Origin of the sequence: Pseudonocardia lacus (assembly GCF_018531445.1) — a bacterium.
In the GTDB taxonomy this organism is placed as follows: domain Bacteria; phylum Actinomycetota; class Actinomycetes; order Mycobacteriales; family Pseudonocardiaceae; genus Pseudonocardia; species Pseudonocardia lacus.
Genome location: NZ_JAHDTH010000039.1, coordinates 14,953 through 33,166, shown reverse-complemented (window position 1 = coordinate 33,166; position 18,214 = coordinate 14,953). Strand labels below are relative to the sequence as shown.

The 18,214-nt window shown below is 75.1% G+C and carries 19 protein-coding genes; 5 read left to right on the top strand and 14 right to left on the bottom strand.

Annotated features, from left to right (window positions below; genetic code table 11):
• Window positions 1–6 precede the first annotated feature (6 nt).
• The 6 genes from KIK08_RS11510 to KIK08_RS11485 form a co-directional block, all read right to left on the bottom strand.
• The gene (locus tag KIK08_RS11510) at window positions 7–1,212 is read right to left on the bottom strand and encodes a histidine kinase (protein ID WP_214403054.1); all 1,206 of its coding nucleotides are present in this window, start codon (window positions 1,210–1,212) and stop codon (window positions 7–9) included.
• A gap of 8 nt (window positions 1,213–1,220) precedes the next feature.
• The gene (locus KIK08_RS11505; RefSeq protein WP_214403053.1) at window positions 1,221–2,096 is read right to left on the bottom strand and encodes an Fpg/Nei family DNA glycosylase; all 876 of its coding nucleotides are present in this window, start codon (window positions 2,094–2,096) and stop codon (window positions 1,221–1,223) included.
• A gap of 30 nt (window positions 2,097–2,126) precedes the next feature.
• Complete coding sequence (locus tag KIK08_RS11500) at window positions 2,127–2,567, bottom strand: hypothetical protein (protein WP_214403052.1); 441 nt, start codon at window positions 2,565–2,567, stop codon at window positions 2,127–2,129.
• A 97-nt stretch (window positions 2,568–2,664) separates the two neighbouring features.
• A complete protein-coding gene (locus KIK08_RS11495) occupies window positions 2,665–3,096 on the bottom strand; it encodes an SRPBCC domain-containing protein (RefSeq protein WP_214403051.1) in 432 nt (143 codons plus the stop codon).
• A 31-nt stretch (window positions 3,097–3,127) separates the two neighbouring features.
• A complete protein-coding gene (locus tag KIK08_RS11490; protein ID WP_214403050.1) occupies window positions 3,128–4,366 on the bottom strand; it encodes a cytochrome P450 in 1,239 nt (412 codons plus the stop codon).
• Between the two features lie 22 nt (window positions 4,367–4,388).
• Complete coding sequence (locus tag KIK08_RS11485) at window positions 4,389–4,919, bottom strand: methylated-DNA--[protein]-cysteine S-methyltransferase (RefSeq protein WP_308257587.1); 531 nt, start codon at window positions 4,917–4,919, stop codon at window positions 4,389–4,391.
• Window positions 4,920–5,252: 333 nt separating this feature from the next.
• Here KIK08_RS11485 and KIK08_RS11480 point away from each other — a divergent pair, with 333 nt between their 5' ends.
• The 3 genes from KIK08_RS11480 (at window position 5,253) to KIK08_RS11470 (ending at window position 7,581) form a co-directional block, all read left to right on the top strand.
• Window positions 5,253–5,600: a YciI family protein gene (locus KIK08_RS11480; RefSeq protein ID WP_214403049.1), complete on the top strand. Its 348-nt coding sequence runs from the start codon at window positions 5,253–5,255 to the stop codon at window positions 5,598–5,600.
• Between the two features lie 53 nt (window positions 5,601–5,653).
• Window positions 5,654–6,871, top strand: coding sequence for an RNA polymerase sigma factor (locus tag KIK08_RS11475; RefSeq protein WP_214403065.1), 1,218 nt, complete (start codon window positions 5,654–5,656; stop codon window positions 6,869–6,871).
• 80 nt (window positions 6,872–6,951) lie between these two features.
• Window positions 6,952–7,581, top strand: coding sequence for a maleylpyruvate isomerase family mycothiol-dependent enzyme (locus KIK08_RS11470; RefSeq protein WP_214403048.1), 630 nt, complete (start codon window positions 6,952–6,954; stop codon window positions 7,579–7,581).
• Here KIK08_RS11470 and KIK08_RS11465 read toward each other — a convergent pair.
• From KIK08_RS11465 to KIK08_RS11435, 7 genes are all read right to left on the bottom strand, one after another.
• Entirely contained in the window at window positions 7,544–8,656 is a 1,113-nt protein-coding gene (locus KIK08_RS11465; RefSeq protein WP_214403047.1) for an MSMEG_0565 family glycosyltransferase, read from the bottom strand. The genes KIK08_RS11470 and KIK08_RS11465 overlap by 38 nt on opposite strands.
• 2 nt (window positions 8,657–8,658) lie before the next feature.
• A complete protein-coding gene (locus tag KIK08_RS11460; RefSeq protein ID WP_214403046.1) occupies window positions 8,659–9,483 on the bottom strand; it encodes a carbon-nitrogen hydrolase family protein in 825 nt (274 codons plus the stop codon).
• 65 nt (window positions 9,484–9,548) lie between these two features.
• Window positions 9,549–10,391, bottom strand: a complete 843-nt coding sequence (locus tag KIK08_RS11455; RefSeq protein ID WP_214403045.1) for a carbon-nitrogen hydrolase family protein — start codon at window positions 10,389–10,391, stop codon at window positions 9,549–9,551.
• Window positions 10,388–11,800, bottom strand: a complete 1,413-nt coding sequence (locus tag KIK08_RS11450; protein WP_250556789.1) for an MSMEG_0567/sll0787 family protein — start codon at window positions 11,798–11,800, stop codon at window positions 10,388–10,390. The genes KIK08_RS11455 and KIK08_RS11450 overlap by 4 nt, the downstream gene beginning before the upstream one ends.
• Window positions 11,801–11,910: 110 nt before the next feature.
• On the bottom strand, window positions 11,911–12,984 hold the full coding sequence (locus tag KIK08_RS11445) for an MSMEG_0568 family radical SAM protein (protein ID WP_250556788.1): 1,074 nt from the start codon (window positions 12,982–12,984) through the stop codon (window positions 11,911–11,913).
• 59 nt (window positions 12,985–13,043) lie between these two features.
• Window positions 13,044–13,556, bottom strand: coding sequence for an MSMEG_0572/Sll0783 family nitrogen starvation response protein (locus KIK08_RS11440; protein WP_214403044.1), 513 nt, complete (start codon window positions 13,554–13,556; stop codon window positions 13,044–13,046).
• Window positions 13,557–13,587: 31 nt separating this feature from the next.
• Complete coding sequence (locus KIK08_RS11435) at window positions 13,588–14,409, bottom strand: amidohydrolase family protein (protein ID WP_250556797.1); 822 nt, start codon at window positions 14,407–14,409, stop codon at window positions 13,588–13,590.
• Between the two features lie 167 nt (window positions 14,410–14,576).
• Here KIK08_RS11435 and KIK08_RS11430 point away from each other — a divergent pair, with 167 nt between their 5' ends.
• A complete protein-coding gene (locus KIK08_RS11430) occupies window positions 14,577–15,884 on the top strand; it encodes an MSMEG_0569 family flavin-dependent oxidoreductase (RefSeq protein WP_214403043.1) in 1,308 nt (435 codons plus the stop codon).
• 101 nt (window positions 15,885–15,985) lie between these two features.
• Here KIK08_RS11430 and KIK08_RS11425 read toward each other — a convergent pair whose 3' ends face one another.
• A complete protein-coding gene (locus KIK08_RS11425) occupies window positions 15,986–16,618 on the bottom strand; it encodes a TetR/AcrR family transcriptional regulator (protein WP_214403042.1) in 633 nt (210 codons plus the stop codon).
• A 269-nt stretch (window positions 16,619–16,887) separates the two neighbouring features.
• Between KIK08_RS11425 and KIK08_RS11420 the strand changes: the two genes are divergently transcribed.
• Window positions 16,888–18,126 carry an MFS transporter gene (locus KIK08_RS11420; protein WP_214403041.1) on the top strand — a complete coding sequence of 413 codons (1,239 nt, stop codon included), beginning with the start codon at window positions 16,888–16,890 and terminating at the stop codon, window positions 18,124–18,126.
• The last annotated feature ends 88 nt before the right edge of the window (window positions 18,127–18,214 follow it).

The following is an 18,214-nucleotide window of genomic DNA, read 5'->3' as shown; positions in this document are numbered from 1 at the left end:
AAACCGTCACGCCCGGATGCCCGCGCGGAACTTCGGCACCCGAAGGGTGATCTTCATACCGGCGCCGACCGCGGTGTCCACCACGAGCCCGAAGTCGTCGCCGAAGGTCGAGCGCATGCGGTCGTCGACGTTGCCCAGGCCGACGTGCGCGCCGGACAGGTGGGCGTCGTCGAGGTCCTCGGTGAGCCGGGCCGGGTCCATGCCGATGCCGTCGTCCTCGACGATGACCACGCACTCCGCGCCGGCGTTCTCCGCCGAGATGGTGATCGTGCCGCCGTTGGGCTTGCTGGCCAGGCCGTGCCGCACCGCGTTCTCCACCAGCGGCTGCAGGGCCAGGAACGGCAGCACCACCGAGAGCACCTCGGGGGCGATCTGCAGCTTGATGTTGAGCCGGTTGCCGAAGCGGGCCTTCTCCAGCCGGATGTAGCGCTCGATGTTGGCCAGCTCGTCCTGCAGGGTCGTGTACTCACCCGCCGACCGGAACGAGTAGCGGGTGAAATCGGCGAACTCGATCAGCAGCTCGCGGGCGCGCACCGGGTCGGTGCGGATGAACGAGGCGATCGTGGTCAGCGCGTTGTAGACGAAGTGCGGCGAGATCTGCGCGCGCAGCGCCCGCACCTCGGCCCGGTTGAGCCGGGCCCGCGACTCGTCCAGCTCGGCCAGCTCCAGCTGGCTGGAGACGTAGCGGGCGACCTCGGCGGTGGCCCGCAGCAGCACCGGGCCGGCCGTGGACGTGGTGAGCGCGGCCAGCGTGCCGACGATGTTGCCGTCGGTCTCCAGCGGGACGGCGACGATCCCGCGGACCACGCAGTCGGGGCGCTCGCAGTCGATCGCGGTGTGCGAGAGCACCTGCTGGCGCCCCGTGGAGATCACCGTCTCGGCGAGGGTGCGCACGTCGGGCTGGTGGCGGTCGGACTCGCCGTCCCAGGCCAGCGGGTTGCCCTTGTTGTCGGTCATGGTCAGCGCGCACGTGTCGAGCAGCTGGCGCAGGTACGGCAGCGCGAACGCGGCCGAGGTCTGCGAGAGCCCCTCGCGCAGCGCGGGCGCGGCCAGCGCGACCGTGTGCAGGGTCGCGAACGTCGCCTTCTCCAGCGGGGTGGCGAACGTGTTGCGCCGGTTGCGCAGCGCGAGGGCCACGACGAGGCCGATCAGGGCCACCACCAGCGCGCCCACGACGATCACCGTGGTCGGCGATTGGATCCACTCACTCACGTCAGCTACTACCTCACCAGGCGCGACAGCCGCCGGTCGGCGAGTGGTCTGCCACCGGTCTGGCAGCGGGGACAGTACTGGAAGGACCGGTTGGCGAAGGAGACCTCCCGCACGGTGTCGCCGCACACCGGGCACGGCATGCCCGTGCGGGCGTGGACCCGCAGGCCGGAGCGCTTCTCGCCCTTCAGCTCGGCAGCGCCCTGGCCGACCGAGCGGTCGACCGCGTCGGTCAGCACCGCGCGCATCGCCGCGTACAGGTCGTCGACCTGCTCGGGGCGCAGCCGGCCGGACACCGCGTACGGGGAGAGCCGGGCCGTGTGCAGGATCTCGTCGCTGTAGGCGTTGCCGATCCCGGCCAGCCAGGCCTGGTCGACGATCAGCGTCTTGATCCGCCCGGTGTGCCCGGCGAGCAGCTCGCCGAACTCGTCGCGGCTCACGGCCAGCGCGTCTGGTCCGAGGCGGGCGATGCCGGGCACCTGCGCCGGGTCGGCCACCAGGTAGATCGAGAGGCGCTTCTGGGTGCCGGCCTCGGTCAGGTCGAAGCCCGGCCCACCCACCTCGTCGAGGTGGACCCGCAGCTCCAGCGGCCCCTTCCCCGGCTTCGGCGGGGTCGTCGAGGCCGTCGCGTGCCAGCGCAGCCAGCCGGCCCGGGACAGGTGGGTGATCAGGTGCAGCGGCTCGTCGGGACGGTCGGCGAACTCGACGGCCAGGAACTTGCCGTACCGCGCCGCCCCGGTGACCACCCGCCCCACCAGCGCGCCCATCGGCGGGTCGAACGTCTTGACCGCGCTCATGCTCGCCACGTCGACCCGGGCGACCGGACGGTAGACGGCGTGCTCGCGCAGGTGGTGGGCGAGGGCCTCGACCTCGGGGAGCTCGGGCATCGGCGGTACCTCTAGACGGTTCTCCCGGTGCTAGTTCACCGGTTGCAGCGGGCTGTCGGCGTGGCCCGGAGTGCCCTGGGTGCGGAGCCGGCGGATCACGATCCGCAACTCCTCCTTGGCCTTCGAGCCCCCTCGGATCATCCCCGTCCACCGTTCGGCGGGCAGATCGTAGCTGCCCGTGGTCTCCGCGACGATCGTCCACGGCCTGCGCAGCAGCCAGCGGATCGGGAAGAACCCGACCACCAGCACCGCGATGATCCACATCCACCAGGGGATGTGCAGCTCGGCCGGCGCCCACACGACCAGGATCAGCCAGAAGACGAACAGCGACGACAGGATCAGGAAGGCGGCCCCGCGGCCGCCGTCGACGTCGTGCTCGAAGTCGTCGCCGGTGGCCGGGAGCGACCACTCGATGCTGCGGCGGACCGACCACGTCCGCCCGTCGACACCGTTGACCGTCTTGCGCGCCATTGAACCCCGCCGTCGTGAGAAGGGCCGTTCCCCCGGCCAGTTTCCCATACGGCGGGCCCGTCCGGCCGAAATCGCGGGCGGCCCGCACGCCCGGGCGTCACAGCCCTGGTCGGGACTCCTCCACGCGCGCCTTCAGCCCGTTGGCGAACCGGTCGAACGACGGCTGCAGGTCGGGCATCGCCCGCCAGAACAGCCCCAGCAGCGGACCGGTGTACTCCTCGCGCATCGTGAACAGGGTGGCCCCGCCGGGGGCGTCGTCCAGGCCGAACGTGCGCGTGCCGCGGAACAGCCCGAACGGCAGCCCCCCGCTCCACACCATCAACCGGGGCGGGTCCAGCGCGACCAGCACCGGGAACGCCCGACCCCCACCGACCTCCGTGCGCACGGTGATCCGCCCACCGTCCACGATGTCACCGTCCACAGCGGTCACCCCGGAGTCCCAGTCCGGGTACCGCGACGCGTCCGCCAGCACCGCCCACACCGACTCCGGCGCCGCCTCGATGAGCACGGACGACTCGTAGTGCCTCATGGCGGTTGACTCGCGCGACGGGCGGACGGCGCTACCAGCGCAGCGGTAGGTGGGTGATCCCGTTGATGAAGTTGGACGTCAGCCGACGCGGCCGACCGCCGAGTACGGCCTCGGGCAACCGGACGAACTCGGTGAAGAACGCGCGCATCTGCAGGCGTGCGAACGCCGCGCCCAGGCACAGGTGCGGGCCCTGCCCGAAGGACACGTGGTCGTTGGGCGAGCGGGTGATGTCGAAGCGGAACGGGTCGGCGAAGCGGCGCTCGTCGACGTTCGCCGAGACGTGGTAGACGACCACCTTGTCGCCTGCCGCGATCCGCGTGCCGGCCAGCTCCAGGTCGCGCGTCGCCGTGCGCCGGAACGTCAGCACCGGCGGGTGGAACCGCAGCATCTCCTCGATCGCCCCGTCGAGCAGCTCCGGGCGCTCCCGCAGCAGCCGGTACTGCTCCGGGTGCTCGACCAGGGCCAGCACCCCACCGGGCAGCGCGCTGCGGACCGTGTCGTTGCCCGCGACGACCAGCAGGAAGAAGAACATGTTCAGCTCGGCCTCGGTGAGCCGCTCGCCGTCGGACTCGGCCTGCACGAGCGCCGTCATCAGGTCCTCGGCCGGCTCCCGGCGCTTGCGCTCGGCCAGCTCCTGGGCGTAGCCGAACATGTCGGCCAGCTGGGCGGGCGAGCGCGGGTTCACCGGCCTGCCGCGCTCGTCCAGCACGACCTCGCCGTGCTCCGGGTCCTGGTAGCCGATGACCCGGTTGGTCCACTTCAGCAGCAGCGCCCGGTCCTGCGCCGGCACACCCAGCAGATCGGCCAGGTTCTGCAGCGGCAGGTCGTCGGTGACCTCCCGGGGCAGGTCGCACTCCCCCCGCTCCCGCGCCGCCGCCAGCAGCTCCGCCGCCCGGGCCCGGATCAGCTCGGCCGAGCGCTCCAGCCTGCGCCGGGTGAACGCCGGGGTGACCAGCCTGCGCAGCCGCAGCTGCTCGGGCGGGTCCATGTTGAGGATCATCCGGCGGATGAACGGCAGGTCGTCGGGGTCGGGGTCGCGGATCTGGGTGGCCCCGAGCGCGGAGGAGAAGTCCGCGGGCGAGCGCAGCACGTGCCGCACGTCGTCGTAGCGGGTCACCGCCCAGAACCCCGACCCGGCCGGCCAGATCCCCACCTCCGGCTCGTCCTGCCAGCTGACCGGGGCGGTGTCGCGCAGCGTCCGCAGCGCCTCGTGCGGGACGCCGCGGGCGAAGGTGCGGGGGTCGAAGACGTCGATCACGTCGGCGGGCATGGACCCTGCTTAGCCGTAGTGGTCAGCCGAAGTCGAGGGTGGGCGTGAGCACCCCTTCGAGGGCCAGCAGCCATTCCTTGCGGGCGAGCCCGCCCCCGAACCCGCCGAGCCCGTCGGCGGCGAGCACCCGGTGGCAGGGCACGACGACCGGGATCGGGTTGGACCCCATGATCGAGCCGACGCCGCGGGCCCCGGTGTAGCCCCGGCCGAGGCCGGAGCGCGCGGCCAGCTCGCCGTAGCTGACGGTGGCGCCGAACGGGACCGTGTCGAAGAGGACCTCGAGCACGGTGCGCTGCCGGCCCGCGGTGAGCCGCCAGTCGAGCGGGAGGTCGAAGGCGCGGCGCTCGCCGGCCACGTACTCCCGCAGCTGCGCCGCCGCCACGGCCGTGGCATCGGGGTCGGTGACCACCGGCTCGCCGAGCCGCTCGCCCGCGCGCAGGACGACGTCGGGCTCGTCGCCGAACACCACCAGCGCCAGCCCCCCATCGGTGACGCCGACGGTGAGCGCACCCATCGGCCCGGGGACGGGAACCACCTGCTGCGCCAGCGCCACCCCCACATGGTGCCCCGCCCCACCGACAGTCCTCCATGGCATGCCCGGAGCGCGCCCCCGGGGGACGCCGTCGGGTTGGACGAGAGCCGCTCTCGTGCGGCCGGGTTGGACGAAAGCGGCTTTCGTCCAACCAGCACGGCCCCGCGGGCGCCTGGCCGTCCAACCAGCGCTGCGATACCACGCCAGCCCTGCGAGGACACACCAACCGGCTCCCGTCGCTCCGGATGGTGGGATCGCTGGTGAGACTTTCTACCGGGCCGTGTCCTTCCGGGCGGACGCCGTTCGTGGGGAGGCTGTGCGGCGCCCCTGCCGCGCCCGACGGAGGAGACCCAGATGAAGTACCTGCTGCTGATCCAGGCGAACGCGGCCGGCGAGGACGGCGTGTCGGCGGACTGCACGGTGGAGGACTGGACGGCCTTCGACAAGGAGGTCACCGAGGCCGGGGTGAAGGTGTCCGGCGAGTCGCTGGCCGACCTGGTCACCGCCACCACCGTGCGGGTCGACCGGGACGGGCGGCGCACCGTCACCGACGGCCCGTTCGCCGAGGGCCGGGAGCTGCTGGGCGGCTTCCTGGTCGTCGACGTGCCCGACCTGGACGCCGCCCTGGACTGGGCCGCGCGCTGCCCGGGGGCGCGCGACGGCGCGGTCGTGGTGCGGCCGGTCGCCGACTTCGGCGGCTGACCGCGGTGGACGGGCGGGCCGCAGGCGAGGGGGCGCACGCTTCGGTGGCGGCGGTGTTCCGCGAGGAGCACGGCCTCCTGCTGGCGGCGCTCGTCCGCCGGTTCGGCGACCTCGACCTGGCCGAGGAGGTCACCGCCGAGGCGATCGAGGCGGCGCTGGCGCACTGGCCGGTGCACGGCGTGCCGCCGAACCCCGGCGGCTGGTTGATGACCACGGCCCGTCGCCGGGCCGTCGACCGGCTGCGCCGCGACCAGGCCTACGCGGCGCGGCTGGCCGTGCTGCAGGTGGAGGCCGACCGGGCCGGGCCGGTGCCGGCCGTCGAGCCCGGCCGCGACCTGCCCGACGAGCGGCTGCAGCTGTTCTTCACCTGCGCGCACCCGGCGCTGGCCGCCGAGGACCGCGGCGCGCTGACCCTGCGCTGCCTCGCCGGCCTCACCACGGCGGAGGTGGCCCGGGCGTACCTGGTGCCCACGGCGACGATGGCCAAGCGGATCACCCGGGCCAAGCGGAAGATCAGCGGGGCGCGCATCCCGTTCCGGGTGCCCGGGCCCGATGAGCTCCCGGAGCGGCTGCCCGGGGTGCTCCAGGTGCTGTACTCGATCTTCACCGAGGGCTACGCGGCCAGCGCCGGACCGAGCCTGCAGCGGCTCGACCTCGCCGAGGAGGCGATCCGGCTGGTGCGGATCCTGCACCGGCTGCTGCCGGGCGAGCGGGAGGTCGACGGGCTGCTGGCGCTGGTGCTGCTGGTGCACGCCCGGCGCGCCGCCCGCACCGGCCCCGGCGGCGAGCCGGTGCTGCTCGACGAGCAGGACCGCACCCGCTGGGACCATCCGATGATCGACGAGGGCCGGGCCGTGCTGACGGCAGCGCTGACCGGTGGGCCACCCGGCCCGTACGCGGTGGAGGCGGCGATCGCGGCCCTGCACGACGAGGCACCGGACGTCGCGGGCACCGACTGGGCGCAGATCGTGGCGCTCTACGACGTGCTGCTGGGGCTCGTGCCCTCGCCGGTGGTGGCGCTGAACCGGGCCGCGGCCGTCGCGATGCGCGACGGGCCGGCCGCCGGGCTCGCGCTGCTCGACGAGCTCGCCGGTGACCCGCTTCTGCGCGAGTACCACCCGTACCCGATGGCCCGCGCCGACCTGCTCGCCCGCCTCGGCCGGCGCCGGGACGCCGCGGAGGCGTTCCGCGCGGCGCTCGCCCTGGCCGGCACCGAGCCCGAACGCGCCTTCCTGCGCCGTCGGCTCGCCGCCGTCGAGAACGATCTGTGACGGCGGTCATACGAGGAGCTGTCCATCGGCTCCCGGCCCGCTCGTGGTCATCCCGGAGCCGACGACGACGGGAGCAGGGCATGGACGGGAACGAGATCCTCGACTGGACGCGGACCGAGCGGCTCGGCCTCGCCGACCTGCTGGACGGCCTCGACGACGACCAGTGGCGGGCGCCGTCGCTGTGCGCCGGGTGGACGGTGCACGACCTCGCCGCCCACCTGACCCTTTCGACCCGCACGACGCTGGGGATGGTCGTGCGCGAGGCGGTGCGGGCGCGCGGCAGCTTCGACCGGATGGAGCTCGTGCTGGCCCGGGAGCGGGCGGCCCGGTTCGACCGCCACGAACTGGTCGCCCAGCTGCGCGAGACGGCCGGCTCGGCCCGCCGCGCACCGGGTGCCGGCCCGCTCGACCCGCTCGTCGACGCGCTGGTGCACGGCCAGGACCTCGCCCGCGCGTTGGACATCCCGCGGTCGATGCCGCCGCGGCCGGCCGTCGCGGCCCTGGAGCACGTGCGGACCAGCGCCTTCTACGGCGCCCGCCGGCGCTTCCGCGGCACCCGGCTGGTCGCCACCGACGTCGGCTGGGCGGCGGGCGATGGCCCGGAGGAGATCCGCGGACCGGTGTCCGAGCTGCTGCTGGTGGCCACGGGGCGGACCGCAGGCCTGGCCGGGGTCAGCGGGCCGGGCGCGCGGCGGCTGGTGCTGGCCTGAGCGAGCGGTAGAGGGCGAGGTGGGCGGCGGCCGCGGTGTCCCAGGAGTAGGACGCGGCCAGCGCCCGCCCGGCGTCGGCGGTGGCCGCGTCGGGCGCGGCCAGCGCGGCGTCGAGGCCGGCGGCCAGGGCCGCGGCGTCGGTGGCGTACCGGACGGCCGTGCCGAAGACCTCGCGCAGCACGGGCAGGTCGCGCGCCACGACCGGCACGCCCGCGGCCAGCGCCTCCATCGCGGCCAGCCCGAAGCCCTCCTTGGTGGACGGGAACGCGAACGCGCCGGCCGCCGCCACCAGCGCCGGCAGGTCGGGCTGGGGCACCGGGCCGAGCACCTCGACCGGCACCCCCAGCCGCTCGACCAGCGCGTCGACCTCCGCCCGGTAGGGGCGGTAGTCGAACAGCGTCTCCCCGCCCGCGACGACCAGCCGCACGCCGGGCGCGCGCAGCCGGGCCATGGCGGCGACCAGGTCGAGGGTGCCCTTGCGGGGCTCGATGCCGCCGACGGCCAGCACGTACCGACCGAGCCGGGACCGCCACGCGTCCCGGGCGGCGGTCCCGCCGGGGCCGGCGGCGCGCGCGAACGGCGCCCCGTCGACGCCGTTCGGGATGACGACGGGCTCGATCCCCCAGCCCGCCCGCACCTCCGCCGCGACCGCCGCCGACACGCAGACGTGCGCGTGCGGCTCGACGATGGCCCGCTCGTGGCAGGCGGCCAGCTCGGGGGTGGTGAAGGCGTCGAGGTGGTGCACGGTGCGGACGCAGCGCCCGCGCACCGCGTTGGCGGTGATGCAGTCCTGGGCGTGCACGACGTCGTAGCCCTCGCCGTCGAAGGCCGCGCCCAGCTCCGCGATCGAGCGCACGATCCGCTCGCCGACACCCTCGCCCGCGCGGTCGGTGAACGGGACGATCCGCAGCCCGACGGCCGGGTCGACGGCGCGGAAGAAGCCCGGGTCGCCGCCGCGGCCCAGCGCCCACACGTCGACGTCCTGGCCGGCCCGGCCGAGCGCCTCGGCCAGCGCCAGCGTGTGCACGACGCCCCCACGGGGCTTCGTGGAGTAGGTCAGCAGGGCGATCCGCACGCTCACACCCCCCGGTAGGTCGACGGCCGCCGCTCGTCGAGGTGGTGCAGCACGGCCCTGGCCGCCGTCAGCAGCGCCTCGGTCTGCACCTCGGCGACCGCCAGGCCGCCCTTGGACCAGGTGCGGGCCAGGATGTCCCCGCCCGGCCCGACGACCTTGGCCCGGCCGAGGAACCGCAGGTTGCCGGTGCGCCCGGTCAGGTTCGACGACACCCACACCACCTGGTTCTCCGCCGCCCTGGCCTGGTCGTAGAGGTCGAACAGGCGGGCCTGGCGGTCGTCGGCCATCCGCGGGGCGCGGTCGGTGAGGCTGGTCGGCCAGGCCGACGAGCAGGCGATGACCCGCGCGCCGTCCACCGCCAGCGTGCGCGCGGCCTCGGGGAAGGTCTTGTCGTGGTCGATCAGCAGGCCCATCCGGCCGACCGGGGTGTCGAAGGCGTGGAAGCCGTCGCCCGCGGCGAACACCGGGGCCAGCCCGACCGGCTGGTGCACCTTGCGGTGCCGGCCCAGCACGCCGTCGCCGCAGACGGCCAGCGCGGTGTTGTACCGCCGGGCGCCGGCCGCCTCGCAGAACCCGAAGCAGACGACCATCTCGCGGGCCGCGCGGACGACCTCCCGCACGGCGTCGCCGTCCGGGTCGAGCGCGGGCGGCAGGTCGTCGGGGTCGGGCGCGCGCATGTCGGTGACGTAGCCGCCGAGGGTGCCCTCGGGCAGCACCAGCAGGTCGGCGCCGGCCTGCCGGGCGTGCCCGATGATCGCCCGGACGCGGTCGAGGTCGAAGGCGAGGTCGCGGGTGAAGTGCGCCGCGGCCGCGGCGATCCGGGTCATGCTGTGGCTCCAGGCGCCTTCGGCGCGGCCCCTGCGGGGAACGCTGACGCGCTCATGCGTGAAGCTCAGGCCGAGGCCGCGACCGGGCCGGGGTAGGCGTCCGGCCGGCGGTCGCGCAGGTGCCCCATCGCCCGGCGGGCCGCGTCCACGGCCGTGTCGACGTCGATCGCGGCCACCGCGAGGCCGGCGCCGGTGCCGGTGGTGGCCAGCACGTCGCCCCCCGGGTCGACCACCTTCGCGCTGCCGACCAGCCGCATCGTGCCGAACGTGCCGGCCTGGTTGGCCGAGACCCAGACGATCTGGTTCTCCAGCGCGCGGGCCCGGTCGAACAGGTCGAACCGGCGGGTCCACCGGTCGTCGGCCAGCACGGGCGCCGCATCGGTGCGGCTGGCCGGCCAGGCCGAGAGGCACACGCCCACCCGGGCGCCGTCCAGCGCGAGGGACCTGGCCGCCTCCGGGAACGCCTTGTCGTAGCAGATCATCATGCCGATCCGGCCCACCGGCGTGTCGAAAGCGGTGAACCGGTCGCCCGCCGCGTACGAGGAGTGCTCGGCCAGCGGCTGGTGCACCTTGCGGTGCCGGCCGAGCACGCCGTCGCCGGTCACGCACACCGCACTGTTGTACGGTCGTTCATCCGGGTCGCCGATCTCGCAGTACCCGGCGCACACGACGAGGTCGCCGGCCATCGCGGCCAACCGGCGGATCTGCGGGCCGTCCGGATCGAGCCGCGGCGGGCGGTCGTCGGGCTCGCCGTGCAGGGACGAGAGGTAGCCGCCCAGCGCCGCCTCCGGCAGCGCGACGAGCTCGGCGCCGCGGGCGCGCGCCTCGGCCAGGATCGCGCCGATGCGCGTGAAGTCCTCCTCCAGGTCGCGCACGAAGCCGGCCGACGCGGCGGCGAACACGGTCATGATGCGGCACGTCCCATCCCGGTGACCGCGCCGGGCAGCGCGGTGGTGGTGACCCCGTCGGGCCAGCGCAACGCCACCCCGGCGCCCGCGACCAGCTCGCCGCAGGCCGCACCGGTGGCGGGGCCCGCGTCGAGCGCGTGCTGCGGGTCGGGATCGGCGGTGAGCACGGCGAAGCCGGGGAAGCAGGTCAGCCAGTCGCCCGCGGTGGCCCCGGCCGGGCGCGGCACGGCGGCCACGTCGAGCACGGCGGCGCAGCCGGACGCCTCGGCGAGCATGCCGAGGGTGCCGACGGCGCCGGCCATCGACACGTCCTTGGCCGCGGCCGGGCGGGCCCGGCCCACCGCGGAGACCATCGCGGCCAACTCCTCGCGGCGGCGCCCGGAGGTCGAGTCCCACTGCCGGCCGGTGTAGCCGGGCCGCCAGCCGCCGCCGAGGTCGGCGGTGAGCCGGACGGTGGCGCCCGGTCCGGCCCCGGCGGCCGGCACCGGGTGCGCGGTGCGCCCGAGCGCGGTGACGCTCAGCGCGGCCGGCACGCCGAGCTGGGTGTGCCCGCCGAGCACCGGCACGCCGTACGCGTCGGCGGCATCGGCCAGGCCGGCGAGCACCCGCCGGGCGAACGACGCGTCGCGCGCGCCGACGGCGTCCAGCAGGCCCACCGGGGTCGCCCCCATCGCGGCCAGGTCGTTGACGTTGACCAGCACCCCGCACCAGCCGGCCCAGCGCGGGTCGCGCTCGACCATCGACGGCAGGATCGCGTCGCAGGCGGCCACGACGTCGGTGCCCGGCACGGGCGCCCCGTCGTCGCCGACGAAGCCGGGGCCGCCGAGGTGGAACCCGCCGAGCAGCCCGCCGAGCGGCGACTTGGTGGCCGCGGCGAGCGCGGCGACCCGCCCGATCGGGAACCGCATGAGCACGTGCGCGCGCCCGATGTGCTCGACGTCGCCGACGCGCTCCCAGCCCAGCCGGGCGAACATCCGCTCCCCCGCCGCCTGCACGGTGGCGTCGAAGCGCAGCACGCCGGCCGCCTCGGCCCGCGTGCAGGCCGCGCGGACGAGCGCCGCCCCGACCCGCACGGCGCCGCGCCGGGCGGTCGGGTCGACGGCCAGCCGGCTGCCGGCCCACCAGCCGATGTCGGGCTCGCCGGGACGGGCCGGCCCGAGCCGCACCCCGCCCAGCGCCTCGCCGGACGGGCCGCGGGCCAGCAGCACCAGCGCCCTGGGGTCGGCGTCGACGTCGTCCAGGTCGGAGCCGGCGAACAGGCCCTGCTCGTCGACGAACACCCGCCTCCGCAGGGCCCGGTACGCCACGACGGCCGGGTGCGAGGCGTCCGCCGCCCGCGCCTCCTCGATCATGAGGTGCGGGCGCGCCCCGGGCGGCCGGCCGGCCAGGATTTCCTCCGCCGAGGTCAACGCACCCCGTGCGCGGAGTTCAGGAAAGCCACGATACTGCCCCCACAGTTCAGCATCGTGGCTTTCCTGAACCGGGGTGGTCCGGGGGTCGAGGGTTGTCACGGCGCGGCTCACCCGCCCGCCGCGGCCAGCGCGCTGCACGCCCCGCAGGCCGCGCAGCCGGCGGCCTGGTCGGCGCCGCGCATGCCGGCGGCCCGCAGCAGGGCCGCCACCCGGGACGTGACGTCGGCCAGCAGCGTGCCCGACGGTGGCGGGTCGCCGGCGGCGGCGGCGAGCGTGCCCGGGATCGGGCGGTAGGGCACCACGAACGGGTAGACGCCGCGCCGGATCAGCTCCGCGGCCCCGGCGACCAGCTCGTCCGGGTCCTCCCCGAGGCCGACGATCAGGTAGGTGGACACCGCGTTCGGCCCGAACAGCCGCACGGCCTCGTCCCACGCGGCCCAGTACTGCTCCAGCGGGACCGCGCCCTTGCCCGGCATCCACCGCCTGCGCACCGCGTCGTCCAGGGACTCGACGTGGATGCCGATGGCGTCGGCGCCCGCGTCGCGCAGCGCGGTCAGGGCGGCCAGGTCGTCGGGGGCGGGCGGCTCGCACTGCACCTGGACCGCCAGCCCGGGCACCGCCGCCTTCACCGCCCGGGTGCACCGGGCCAGGTGCCGGGCCCCGCGGTCGCGCCCGTTGGACGTGCCGGTGGTCATCACCATCTGGCGCACGCCGTCGAGCCGGACGGCGGCCTCGGCCACCTCGGCGAGCTGCTCGGGCGTCTTCACCGCGGTGGTGGCGCCGGACTCCAACGACTGCTCGATCGCGCAGAACCGGCACCGGTCGGCCTCGCCGTAGCGCACGCAGGTCTGCACCACGGTCGTGGCCAGCACGTCGGAGCCGTGCAGGCGGGCGAGCTGCTCGTAGCGGACGCCGTCGGCGGTGGTCAGGTCGTAGAAGCGGGGCCGGGCGATCGTGGTCACCTCGACGCCCATGTCGGTGCCGTCGTGCAGGAGCCGGCCGTCGCGCAGCCGGTAGGGGCTGTCGGCGACGATCGGGATGGTCGTGCGCCTGCCGTCGACGAGCACGTGCCCGTCGGCGGACGGGCCGGCCCCACCCGGCCGGCGCAGCGGGATCACGCTTCCGAGGTCCACCGCGATGCCGCGCACGGCGACGTCGGAGCGCACTGCGAGCTCGTCCAAGATCGGCCTCCCAGCCGGTGGCCGGGTGGGGCGGGCCGCGCCGCCCCACCCGGGGCGGATCAGAGCTGGTAGGTCGAGTTGATGATGGCGCCCTTGCGGGCGTAGTGGATGATCGCGTCCTGGACGTCGAGCGGGTGGGTCGGGATGACGCCCTCGATCAGGTCCTCCTCGCGGGCGCCGTGCAGCGACAGCCCGAACCGGCAGCAGTAGACCTTCCCGCCCTCGGCGATGAACGTCTTGAGCTGGTCGTTGATGTTGTGCTCGCCCGGGAACGCGGACGTGCCGGTGGTCGGGAAGCCGCGGGTGGCCAGGCAGTTCAGCGAGCCGGGACCGTAGAAGTACACGGCGGCCTCGAAGCCCTTGCGCAGTGCGCGGGTGGCCTGCAGGACGGCCACGAAGCTCACCGAGGACTCGTGCGCGATGCCGTGCACGAGCGTGAAGTACGACTCGCCGTCCTCGGCCTGCAGATCGGGGAAGACCTTCGTGCCGCCGTAGATGCTCGATCCCTCGGGCAGCGACGGGTGCGGGATCTCCTCGAGGCTCTTCTTCTCGACGTCGGTCAGCTCGGCCATTTCTCGGTCCTCTCGTATTCCTTCTCGGGGGTCACGCGTAGAGGGATTCGGCGTTTCCGTGCAGCACCGCGCGGCCCAGCTCGCCGTCGCCGGCGGCCGCGCGCAGGCGCACCAGCTCGCCGTCGCGGTCGCCCCATGGCTCGTCGCTGGCGAACAGGACGCGGTCGTGGCCGATGCCGCGGCGCTCGATCTCGGCGGCCAGCCAGCGCGGCGCGAAGCCGATCGCCCAGCTGGTGTCGGTGTAGACGCGCTTGCCGGCGGCGATCCAGTCGAAGAACCGCCCGCCGATCAGCTTGATGTGCCCGCTCATGCCGCCGCCCAGGTGCACGAGGTGCACGGCGACGTCGTCGGCGTAGCGCTCGACGAGCTCGCCGACCTGGTCGATGTCGGACGTCGAGCCGGGCGAGGTGTGCACGTGGACGACCAGGCCGCGCTCGCGCGCGGTGCCGAAGATGGCGTCCAGCTGGGGCCGGCACCGCGGGTCGGACGCGCTGCCGCCGAGCAGGAAGCTGAGCTTGAGCACCCGCACCTCGGGCTCGGCGGCCAGCCGCAGCGCCTCCGCGGTGGCCGCCGCGTCCTGCGGGCGGGGTGAGGTCCACAGGCCGGCGCGGATGCGCCCGTCGGCCTGCGCCGCCTCCAGGGCCAGCGCGTTCAGCGCGAACGAGACCTCGGCCTTCGGCACGCCGTAGTTCGGCATGACGACGGCCAGCTCGGTGCCCTCGGCGTCCAGGTCGGCGCGCAGCTGGGCGACCGTCTCCCGGGCGGTGGTGTCCGGGTTGACCGGCGGCCCGGCGTAGAACGGGTGGGCCGGGAGCACGCCGATGTGCCGGTGCGCGTCGTGCACGGCGATCATTCCCACGGAGCAAGGACACCAACGCCGCATTTCCGTTCGGTTTCATCGGGACTAGCAGCGTGGGTCCGGTGTTGCCGGCCGGTTTCGTAACACCGGGAAAACCTGGGAAATACCCCGTTCGTCCGGATGAAACCGTTCGGTCATCCGGCCGGAAGAACCTCGGTGCCATGACTGGGGAGCTGGACGGACGGCACTGGCCGGTGGTGGTGGTCGGTGCGGGGCAGGCCGGCCTGTCGATGAGCTACTGCCTGCGCCGGGCGGGCATCGACCACCTGGTGGTCGAGCGCGACACCGTCGCGCACTCCTGGCGCCACGAGCGCTGGGACACGTTCTGCCTGGTGACGCCGAACTGGCAGTGCCGGCTGCCGGGCCACCCCTACCCCGGCGACGACCCGCACGGCTTCATGGTCCGCGACGAGGTCGTGGCCTACCTGGAGGCCTACCGCGCGCTGGTCGACCCGCCGCTGGTCGAGGGCGTCGCGGTCACCCGGCTGAGCCGGGGCGCGTCCGCCGGGTACGAACTGGTCACCACCGCCGGCACGGCGACGGCCGACCAGGTGGTCGTGGCGACCGGGGGCTACCACCGCCCGGTGCGCCCGGAGCTGTCCGCGCCGTTCCCGCCGTCGGTGGTGCAGGTGCAGTCGTCGCACTACCGCTCCCCCGACCTGCTCCCGCCGGGGGAGGTGCTGGTGGTCGGTTCCGGGCAGTCGGGCGCCCAGATCGCCGAGGACCTGCACCTGGCCGGGCGCCGCGTGCACCTGTCGACCGGCAGCGCGCCGCGGGTCTCCCGGTTCTACCGCGGCCGCGACGTCACCGACTGGCTCGACGAGCTGGGCTACTACGACATGCCGGTGACCGAGCACCCGCGCCGGGAGGCGGTGCGCGCCCAGGCCAACCACTACGTGACCGGTCGCGACGGCGGCCGCGACATCGACCTGCGCGCACACGCCCGCGACGGCATGCGCCTCTACGGCAGCCTGCTCGACCTCGACCGCCCCGGCGAGCCGACGCTGCGGTTCAAGCCGGACCTGGCCGAGCACCTCGACCACGCCGACGAGGTCGCCGAGTCGATCAAGGACACGATCGACGCGTACATCACCCGGGCCGGGATCGACGCGCCCGCCGAGGAGCGCTACACCCCGGTCTGGGCGCCGGAGCGGGAGACGACCGAGCTGCGGCTCGCCGACACCGGGATCACGTCGGTGGTCTGGTGCATCGGCTTCCGCACCGACTTCTCCTGGGTCGACGTGCCGGTGTTCTCCGGCCACGGCTACCCCGCCCACCGGCGCGGGGTCACCGACTCCGCCGGGCTCTACTTCCTCGGCCTGCCCTGGCAGTGGACCTGGGGCTCGGGTCGGTTCTCCGGGGTCGCGCGCGACGCGGAGCACCTGGCCGAGCGGGTGCGGTCGCAGCGCGGCCTCACCCGGACCGGCCCGCGCGGCGACGTCTGCAACGTGCTGGCCTTCGGCTCCTGACTCGACCGGCCGTCTTCGCAGAGTCCCCGTCGTCCTCGCAGGTGCTGTGCACTCTGCGTCGACCACACCGCCCCTGCGAAGACGGTGGACCTGGGTGGTCGCTAGCGGGGGCAGGGGAAGAGGTCGGCGGCGGCGTGCCGGGTGACCCAGTCCTGCCAGTCCGGGAACGTCCAGCCCTGGTTCACGACCAGCAGGCCGTAGGTCTCCGGTGAGCACACCGCCGCCAGCACGTCCGTGGCCCGCTGCAGCGACATCCGGTCGGTGAACCCGGGCTTGTCGGCCAGTTCGTCGACGGCGCGGGAGTGCGCGGCCAGTGCCTGCACGCGCTCGCGCTCCAGCAGCACGGCGGGCTCCGGGTCGGCCGCGGCGGCCCGCAGCACGGCGGCCAGCGGGTAGCCGCGGTCCACCGCGGCGGCCGCGCTCGCCACGTGCAGCGCCAGCGCGGCCCGGCCGTCCGGCTCGGCGCGCAGGTCGTCGAGCCGGGGCCCCGCCGGGTCGGCGACCCCGAGCAGCGCCGCCTCCAGGATGGCGATCTTGCTGCCGAACGACAGGTAGAGCGTCTGCACCGCCACGCCGCCCGCCTTGGCGACGGCCGAGACGGTGGTGTCGAGGTAGCCCCGCTCGACGAACAGCCGGACCGCCGCGGCCAGGATGCGCTGCCGCGTCTGCTCCGCGCGCTGTGCGCGGACGGCACGGTGACGATCTTTCGGGCGGACGTCGTGCTGGAGTGCCACGCTGGAATGCCGTTCCATCACAGCATTACAGCACGGTCTTACACCGATGCCGCGGAGGCGACGGCGCGTGTCCTGATACGCGTCGTAGTGCCGGTCCCGGTGTGCACGACGCGAGCGACGCGCGGCCGTGCGACCGGCACTCTCGAACCCGTCGGCGACTCCCCCCACACACGGCCGTCGGCGGGCGAAGCTCCCTGACGGCTCGCCCGCCGGCGGTATCCACCCGAACTCGGAGGCGCGGCGTGGGGCCGGACGGGGATAGTGCCCGCGTGGCGGGGGACGACGGCGGGACGGGTGGGGCGTTGCCGCTGCTGCGGGCCAACCCGGCGTTCCGCAGCCTGGCGCTGGCCAGGCTCGTCTCCTTCGTCGGCGACTCGCTGAGCCTCGTCGCGCTCATGCTGCACGTGGCCGCGACCAGCGGGCAGGCCGTCGCGGTCGCCTCGCTGCTGCTGGTGGGCGACTTCGTGCCCGCGCTGCTCGGGCCGCTGTCCGGGGCGGTCGCCGACCGGTTCGACCGGCGCCGGGTGATGATCGTCTGTGAGGTCGTGCAGGGCGCGGCGCTGCTGGCGATGGCGCTGCTGCTGCCCCCGCTGCCGCTGCTGCTGGTGCTGGTCGGGGCGCGGGCGGTCGCGGGGCAGGTGTTCGCGCCGGCGTCGAGGGCCGCCGTCCCGGCGCTGGTGCGCGACCGCGACCTGGAGGGCGCCAACGCCACCGTGGGGTTCGGCGCCAACGGGGCCGAGGCGCTCGGGCCGCTGGTGGCCGCCGCGCTGCTGCCCGTGCTCGGGGTCGCCGGGGTGCTGCTCGTGGACGCGGCGTCGTTCCTGGTGTCCGCGCTGCTGCTGACCCGGCTACCGGCGCTGCCCCCATCCGCCGACCCGCACGTCGAGCCCGGGTCGCTGCTGCGGCGCGCCCGGCAGGGCCTGGGCTGGATCGCGGCGGCCCGCCCGGTGCGGATCGTCGTGCTCGGCTTCTGCGCCGTCGTCGCGGCGACGGCCGTGGACGACGTGGCCCTGCTCGTGCTGGCCACCGCGGACCTGCGGGCCGGCGAGTCGGCCACCGCGGTGCTGCTGGGGGCGGTCGGGATCGGGCTGCTGGTCGGCTACCTCCTGCTGGCCCGCGGGGCCGCCCGGGTGCCGACCGCGGTTCTGCTCGTCGCCGGGTTCGCGGTGAGCAGCGTCGGCAACCTGCTCACCGGGCTGGCCTGGGCGGTGGCCGCGGCGTTCGCGCTGCAGGCCGTGCGCGGGCTGGGGATCGCCGCGATCGACGTCGCGCACGTGACGCTGCTGCAGCGGTTGGTGCCCGACCACCTCCTCGGCCGCGTCTTCGGCAACCTGTACGGCGCCATCGGGGTGGCCGCGGGCGCTTCCTACCTGGGCGGCGGCCTGCTGCTCGACGCGGTGGGCGCCCCGGCGACGTTCCTGATCGCCGGGACCGCGGGCACCGCGGCCACGCTCGCCGTGGCGATCGCCCTGCCCCGCGCGCTGCGCGCCGAGCGACCACCGGGGTGACGCCCGGCCGACCTGGCGGATCGTCCCGTGGAGCCGCCCGCGACCGAGAGTAGCGATCCGGGTGCGGTGCGCGGCCCGGTTCTCCGGC

Excerpts from the sequence above, each read along its gene's own strand:
- KIK08_RS11505 (WP_214403053.1), bottom strand. The coding sequence starts at position 2,096 with ATGCCCGAGCTCCCCGAGGTCGAGGCCCTCGCCCACCACCTGCGCGAG.
- KIK08_RS11500 (WP_214403052.1), bottom strand. The coding sequence starts at position 2,567 with ATGGCGCGCAAGACGGTCAACGGTGTCGACGGGCGGACGTGGTCGGTC.
- KIK08_RS11495 (WP_214403051.1), bottom strand. The coding sequence starts at position 3,096 with ATGAGGCACTACGAGTCGTCCGTGCTCATCGAGGCGGCGCCGGAGTCG.
- KIK08_RS11490 (WP_214403050.1), bottom strand. The coding sequence starts at position 4,366 with ATGCCCGCCGACGTGATCGACGTCTTCGACCCCCGCACCTTCGCCCGC.
- KIK08_RS11480 (WP_214403049.1), top strand. The coding sequence starts at position 5,253 with ATGAAGTACCTGCTGCTGATCCAGGCGAACGCGGCCGGCGAGGACGGC.
- KIK08_RS11470 (WP_214403048.1), top strand. The coding sequence starts at position 6,952 with ATGGACGGGAACGAGATCCTCGACTGGACGCGGACCGAGCGGCTCGGC.
- KIK08_RS11460 (WP_214403046.1), bottom strand. The coding sequence starts at position 9,483 with ATGACCCGGATCGCCGCGGCCGCGGCGCACTTCACCCGCGACCTCGCC.
- KIK08_RS11455 (WP_214403045.1), bottom strand. The coding sequence starts at position 10,391 with ATGACCGTGTTCGCCGCCGCGTCGGCCGGCTTCGTGCGCGACCTGGAG.
- KIK08_RS11440 (WP_214403044.1), bottom strand. The coding sequence starts at position 13,556 with ATGGCCGAGCTGACCGACGTCGAGAAGAAGAGCCTCGAGGAGATCCCG.
- KIK08_RS11435 (WP_250556797.1), bottom strand. The coding sequence starts at position 14,409 with ATGATCGCCGTGCACGACGCGCACCGGCACATCGGCGTGCTCCCGGCC.
- KIK08_RS11430 (WP_214403043.1), top strand. The coding sequence starts at position 14,577 with ATGACTGGGGAGCTGGACGGACGGCACTGGCCGGTGGTGGTGGTCGGT.